The organism is Kribbella sp. (assembly GCF_035687465.1).
Classification (GTDB): domain Bacteria; phylum Actinomycetota; class Actinomycetes; order Propionibacteriales; family Kribbellaceae; genus Kribbella.
The window spans coordinates 1-6,283 of sequence record NZ_DASRXP010000376.1; the positions used below are offsets into that span (position 1 = coordinate 1).

Annotated in this window: 7 protein-coding genes; 2 read left to right on the forward strand and 5 right to left on the reverse strand. The window is 66.4% G+C overall.

Annotation, left to right across the window (positions count from 1 at the left end):
- On the forward strand, nucleotides 1-745 hold a 745-nt coding region (locus tag VFG33_RS19760; RefSeq protein ID WP_325054385.1), incomplete at its 5' end, for a PQQ-dependent sugar dehydrogenase.
- A 1,038-nt stretch (nucleotides 746-1,783) separates the two neighbouring features.
- The gene (locus VFG33_RS19765; protein WP_325054386.1) at nucleotides 1,784-2,548 is read left to right on the forward strand and encodes a class I SAM-dependent methyltransferase; all 765 of its coding nucleotides are present in this window, start codon (nucleotides 1,784-1,786) and stop codon (nucleotides 2,546-2,548) included.
- Nucleotides 2,549-2,633: 85 nt separating this feature from the next.
- On the opposite strand, the gene VFG33_RS19770 is transcribed toward VFG33_RS19765, so the two are convergent.
- The 5 genes from VFG33_RS19770 to VFG33_RS19790 all read right to left on the reverse strand — a co-directional run.
- Nucleotides 2,634-3,548, reverse strand: a complete 915-nt coding sequence (locus tag VFG33_RS19770; protein ID WP_325054387.1) for an ester cyclase — start codon at nucleotides 3,546-3,548, stop codon at nucleotides 2,634-2,636.
- Complete coding sequence (locus VFG33_RS19775) at nucleotides 3,548-4,030, reverse strand: VOC family protein (RefSeq protein ID WP_325054388.1); 483 nt, start codon at nucleotides 4,028-4,030, stop codon at nucleotides 3,548-3,550. Before VFG33_RS19775 ends, VFG33_RS19770 begins: the two co-directional genes overlap by 1 nt.
- 20 nt (nucleotides 4,031-4,050) lie before the next feature.
- Nucleotides 4,051-4,884 carry a fumarylacetoacetate hydrolase family protein gene (locus tag VFG33_RS19780; protein WP_325054389.1) on the reverse strand — a complete coding sequence of 278 codons (834 nt, stop codon included), beginning with the start codon at nucleotides 4,882-4,884 and terminating at the stop codon, nucleotides 4,051-4,053.
- Nucleotides 4,872-5,660 carry an ABC transporter ATP-binding protein gene (locus VFG33_RS19785; protein WP_325054390.1) on the reverse strand — a complete coding sequence of 263 codons (789 nt, stop codon included), beginning with the start codon at nucleotides 5,658-5,660 and terminating at the stop codon, nucleotides 4,872-4,874. Before VFG33_RS19785 ends, VFG33_RS19780 begins: the two co-directional genes overlap by 13 nt.
- Nucleotides 5,657-6,283 (reverse strand): ABC transporter permease (locus VFG33_RS19790; protein ID WP_325054391.1); only part of this gene is annotated, 627 nt, incomplete at its 5' end. The genes VFG33_RS19790 and VFG33_RS19785, both read right to left, overlap by 4 nt.

Here is a 6,283-nt window from a genome sequence, read left to right on the forward strand (position 1 = left end):
GAACGACAACCGGATCGTGCGGATGAAGTACGAGAACGGCGTCCTGGCAACGACATCGGAGCCGGTGCTCACCGGGCTGGCGAAGAACCGGTACCACAACGGCGGACGGCTGCGGTTCGGTCCGGACGGCAAGCTCTACGCGACGGTCGGGGACGCCAAGAACAGCGGCTTCGCGCAGGACCGGAACTCGCTGAACGGCAAGATCCTGCGAATGAACCCGGACGGTACGCCGCCGAGCGACAACCCGTTCTTCAGCACCGGCGGCAACGCGCGGTACGTCTGGAGCCTCGGACACCGCAACCCCCAAGGCCTGGCCTGGGACTCCCGCGGGCAACTGTGGGCGGCGGAGTTCGGCGAGAACAGCCAGGACGAACTGAACCTGATCCAGAAGGGCGGCAACTTCGGCTGGCCCGCGTGTGAAGGCACAATCGGCGACTGCGCCGGCTACATCGCACCGAAACGGACCTGGTCGACCTCCCAGGCAGGACCGAGCGGCGTGGAGATCGTGAACGACTGGATCTACATCGCCGGCGTCACCGGCCGCCAACTCTGGGTCACCCAGATCAACGCAGCCGGCAACGGCGTAGGCACTCCCCAGGCCCTGTTCTCCGGCCGCTGGGGCCGCCTCCGCAGCATCACCAAAACCCCCGACGGAGCCCTCTGGCTAACCTCCACCAACAACGACATGAACGGCGGCACCCCCACCGTCCTCGACAACGTCATAGTCCGCCTCAAGTTCCCGTAACCCCCGCACGTCGGCAGTGTGGTTGCGCGCGGTGCAATTGGCAGTGTGGTTGCGCGCGGTGCAGTTGGCAGTGTGGTTGCGCGGTCTCCGCTGCGGGAGTGTGCTAGTTGAGGTGCTGGGTATCAAGAGCGCTTCGCGGCCCTTCGGGCTCGAACAAGTTCGACTCTTGACACCCAGCACCTCAACCAGGGAAGGACGCAGCTACGCGGATCCCGCGCAGAGGTATGAGCTGCATCAGGGGATTCCGTCCGCCCGGGTGGTTTCGGTGGGTTCTGTAGGTCCGGGTGGGGGGCCGTGCTGAAGATCGTGGCGTGGTTCGGTCGGCTGCCGGCTTGTGGGGCCGATACCGGTCTACTGGGCGCTATCGGTCGAACAACCCGCTATCGGCGGTAGGCGCGTCCGGGTGGATGCCGGGTCGTTGGACCGATGCCGGTCTGTAGGGCGGTATCGGTCGAGCAGCCCGTTATCGGCCGGGCGGTTCACCGGGCGGTTCACCGGCTGGTCCGCCTGGTGGTGTGCGCGTTCCGTCAGGTGGTTCGACAGCGGGTGACCCGGACGCCCAGCACTCAGCAACCTCCCGGCCAGGCACCGGAACCTCCCGGCCGGCGCCAGCACAGGCGTGGAGCCGCTCCGGCGGGGGCACCGGCGGGAGGTTGCTGAGTGGTGGAGGTCCGGGCCTTCGTCCTGCCGGCCGCATTCGCCCCGGTCGGCCCGAGGAATGCCGTCTGCCACCCCCAGCGGATTACCCGGGCGGCACCCCTCGACGGAAATCCCTGAATTGTGGCCGTACTTCTCAGCGGCTCCGGGCGTAGCTGCATCCTTCCCTGGTCGCGGTGAGGTGTGTCAAGGGTCGAACTTGTTCGATCGCCGAAGGCGACGCCAAAGGCGCCCTTGACTCACCTCACCGCGACTAGCACCATCACGCAGCCCGGCGACGCGAACCACATCCACCTACCGACTCCGCGAAACCACCACACCTGTGAACCCGCGAACCACATGAGCCCGGCGTATCGGCGTACCAAGTCATATCCTCGCGCCATGAACTCAACGCCTTCGAAGCACGCGGTAGGGCAGTACTCGACGACCACAGCGAACTTGTCCGCGCGGATGGCCATACACGAGTTCCGGACCAACCCACAGGATTGGTTCTCGTGGTTGGCCGACCGGCTGCCCCTACGCGAGGACGTGCTCGAGGTCGGGGCCGGCACCGGCAGACTGTGGTCGGAGGTCGGGCATGACGGGTTGCGGCTGACGTTGACCGACTTCTCGGCAACCATGTGTGAGGAGTTGCGGCGGGTCCCGGGCGCTGAGGTCCGGCAGTGCGACGCCGCCGATCTACCTTTCGCGGACAGCAGTTTCGACTCCCTGATCGCCAATCACATGCTCTACCACCTCGACGATCCCGCGGCCGCGCTCCGTGAGTTCACTCGCGTACTACGGCCCGGCGGGCGCTTCGCAGCGGCGGTGAACGGGCGGGACCACCTCGAGGAACTTCGCGCCATCGGACCCGAGATCGGTCGCCCCGAACTACTCCGCGGACTGATCCTCAACGACGTCGTCGCCGAGACCGCTGCCGACCTCGTGAGCGAGTACTTCACTGACGTCGTCGTCGAGCGGTACCCCTCCAACCTCGAAGTACCGACACCGGAACCGATCCTCGCCTACCTCGGCAGCCTGACCGACGAGCCGCTCTCCCCCGCCGCCGAATCAGCAGCCCGGGACCTGATCGAGACCAAGATCGATGCTGACGGCAACTACCCCGTTCGCACCCACACCGTCCTGATCACCGCGACCCGCCGATAGGCCAGGAACCGTTCACCTCGACCGGCAGAGCTCCGAACCTAAAATCCCAAGCTAAGCAGAGGTCAAGGCGCGAGGGTGAGGTCGGTCAGAACATCGTGTTGTCGTTCGCCGACGTCGCCGGGACGTTCTGCGTCGCGGACCAGTGTTCGACGATCTTGCCGTGCTGGACCCGGAAGATCTCGGTGATCGCCTGGCCCAGATCCGCCGCGTTCTTCTGGTAGTGGTAGCGAACGGCGACCAGATCACCCTCGGCGACGACCAAGGGCTTCGAGACGATCGAGGACGGATTCGTGGCGAAGTCCTTCGCATAGGCGGCCTTCACCGCGGCGGACCCGTTGGTCAGCAGCGGATCGTGCTGGTAGAGCGATCGCGACACAGAGCGGTCAACGGCGCGCAGATCATGGTCGTTGTTCAGCCGGGTGAAGTAGTTCAGCACCGTCCACTCGCTGACGAGGGTCAGCGCCGCAGAGCCAGGAGTGGACCGGCCACTGAGCGTCGAGAACAGATCGTTGCCGCTGGCAGTGGAAGTGGGGACGGGCTGCAGCGTGTCCCAGTGTTCGACGAGCTTTCCCTTGCTGACCCGGAAGATGTCCGTCACCTCGGTACCCGCCGCACCAGGTGTGAGCTGGGAGTGCGAGTGGATCAGGACAAGGTCGCCTTGAGCAACGACCCGCTTGATCGTGTTGTGTGATTGGGGGAACGCCTTCTTCTGGCCGGCGACCAGGGCCCGTAACGCTTCGGGACCGTCGGCCGCGAAGGGATTGTGCTGGATGTAGGCCGCGCTGACGTATTTGTCGATCACCGACAGGTCGCCGTTGTTGAACAACTGGTCGTAGAAGGACGTCACCAGGGCCTTGTTCTCGGCGGTGTGTCCTCCACGCCGGCTCTCCTGACCGGCGACGGCCACCGGCGCCGACGCCGATGCCATCGGCACCGATAGCAGCGAGGCCGACAGGGACACCACCACTGACACCACAGTGAACTTGGACAAGCGCGACATCAGACCTCCTGGTCAGAGATGGGATTGAGAGTTGGCGACACCCACGGGGAGTGGAGGTCTGCTTTGGCGAGATCCCATTCGTGCGACTCGCGAGTATGGATCCGGACGTGTAACCCATCCGGCGTGACCAGAACGAGTAACCAGCCGACCAGCCCCCGCAGTACGGGTGAATGGGTGATGCCGTTCTGGTCGCACCAGGTCTCGAACCGGCCCAGCTGGGCCAGGGTGTCCACGGCGAACGTCACCGGGTCGCAGCCTGCGACCGACTTCGCCGCGACGGGGTCGAGGCGCAGTTCGACCGGCTCCTGGACACCCGGCACGAGCAGGATGTAGCCGAACACGCGGTCATCCGGCGCGGCATGGTCCAGCTTCGGCTGCCGTTCGGCGGCGAAGGCCTGCTCCCACCACCGCAGACTGGCCTCCAGGTCGCTGACCGGGACCTTGAGATGGTGAACACCGGTGAGATACGGACGCTCGCTCATGCCGTCCTCCGATCCCGCGGTCACAGTGCGGCCGCCACTGTTGTGGTCACCTGGCCGACGCCCGCGACAGACGCCGTCACGACATCACCGGCCCGCAGGTAGTCCTGCTGCGGACGGCTCATCGCGACCCCGCCAGGCGTCCCCGTGGTGATCAGATCGCCCGGATAGAGGGTCACCGACCGGGTCAGGAACTCCAGGAGATAAGGGATCGTGTAGACCATGCTGCTCAACGTCGACTCCTGCCGGAGCTCGCCGTTCACCGTGCACGTGATCGCCTGCCCGTCCAGCTCGACCTCGTCGGCAGTGACGATATCCGCCGCGACCGGCAGGAACGTGTCGGCGCTCTTGCTCAGCATGATCTGCATCGGTTCGCGCTTCATCACGTCCCGGGCCGAGATGTCGTTGACCACGGTGTACCCGAAGACGTGGTCGAGCGCGTCCTCCGCTCTCACCCGGTACGCCGTCCTTCCGATGATGACCGCGAGTTCCACCTCGTAGTCAAGCAGGGTGTCCGCGGAAGGCGGCCGGAGGGATTCGCCGGGCGGGAGCACCGCCGACCACAGCTTGGGGAAGTAGACGGGCTCCTTCAGCCGCGTCAGACCGACCTCGTCGATGTGGTCCTGATAGTTGCCTCCGACACAGATCAGCTGAGCACGCTGAGCCAGCGGGCTCAACAACCGATCGGGAGTCACCACCGGCTGACCCGATGCGAGCAGGGCTCGCACCTTGTCGGCTGCGGGTCGGCCTCCTTCGAGATAGTCCCGGAGATCGGTGTAGCCGGTCGGAACGACGCCTTCGCCGGTGCGCACCCCGAGACCTCTGCGGCCGTCGAGGCAATACGTCACGAAACGCATGTGATCTCCTTGCTGCCTTGCCGGATCAGCCGGTGAACCTGGGACCGGATCCGGGCGAACTCGGGAGTAGCGCGGGTCTCGAGCTGGTCCCGGCGGCCGAGTGCGACCGGGATCTCCTCGATGACGCGCGCTGGTGAGCCGTGCAGGACGACGATGCGGTCGGCGAGGTAGACCGCCTCGTCGACGTCATGGGTGATCAGGACGACCGTCTGGTGGAGATCGTCGCGGACCCGCAGCGTGAGGTCTTCGAGATCACTGCGGGTCTGGGCATCGACCGACGCGAACGGTTCGTCCATCAGCAGGACCGCGGGTTGATAGGCCAGCGCTCGCGCGATCGCCACCCGCTGCTGCATGCCGCCGGACAACTCCCAGGGCCGTTTGCCCTCGGCCGCCTCGAGCCCGACCTCCTGGATGGCAGCGCGGCTCCGTTCCAGCCGTTCCGCGCGGGACAGCCGGGCGCGCAGCGGCAGCCCGACATTGTCGAGCACGGACAGCCACGGATACAGCGATCGGCTGTAGTCCTGGAAGACCAGGCCGACGGCATCGCTCGGGCCGGTGAGCACCCGGCCGGCGACGCTGACCGTGCCACGGGACGGACGCTGCAGCCCGGCGATGATGCGGAGCAAGGTGGTCTTGCCGATCCCGGACGGGCCGACCACGCACACCACCTCGCCCGGGAAGGCTCGGATCGTCACCGATCCGAGGACGTGGTGAACGCCTTGCCTGCTGACATAGTCGTGTCCGACGTCGTCGACGTCGACTACCGCGGTCGTCATCGTGCCTCCAGTACTGCTCGTCCGCCACGGGCGGGAGGATGGTGGCGTAGCAGGGCGTGCTCGACCGCACGGAACGCGACATTGAGCAGATAGCCCAAGGCGCCCAGCACGACCATGCCCGTCCACATCTCCGTGATCGCGAACGCTCGCTGGGCGGCCAGGACGAAGTTGCCGATCCCCCGGTCCGCCCCCTGCATCTCGCTCACCACGATCAGAACGACCGCGATGGCCAGGCTGGTCCTGGCACCGGCCAGGATCTGCGGTACGGCGGCTCCCAGCCGGACCCGCAGACGAACCAGCACCGGCAACCCGAAAGCGCGTTCGGTATCGCGTTGCACCGGGTCAGTTCCGGAGACCGCGGCGAGCGTGTTGAGCAGCACCGGCCAGACCGCACCGAAGGCGATCACACTGACCCGCATCAGATCGCCGAGGCCGAGCATGATGACCGCCACCGGCAAGATCGCGACCGCCGGCATCGACCTGACGAACTCCAGTTCCGGGCCGATCGCATCGAGGATCCTGGGGAGGAGTCCGAGCACCAGGCCGATACCGACCCCGGCGACCACGGCAACGGCGTACCCGATGGCCAGGGTGGAAAGGCTGGGCAGCAGGTCCGTACGGAG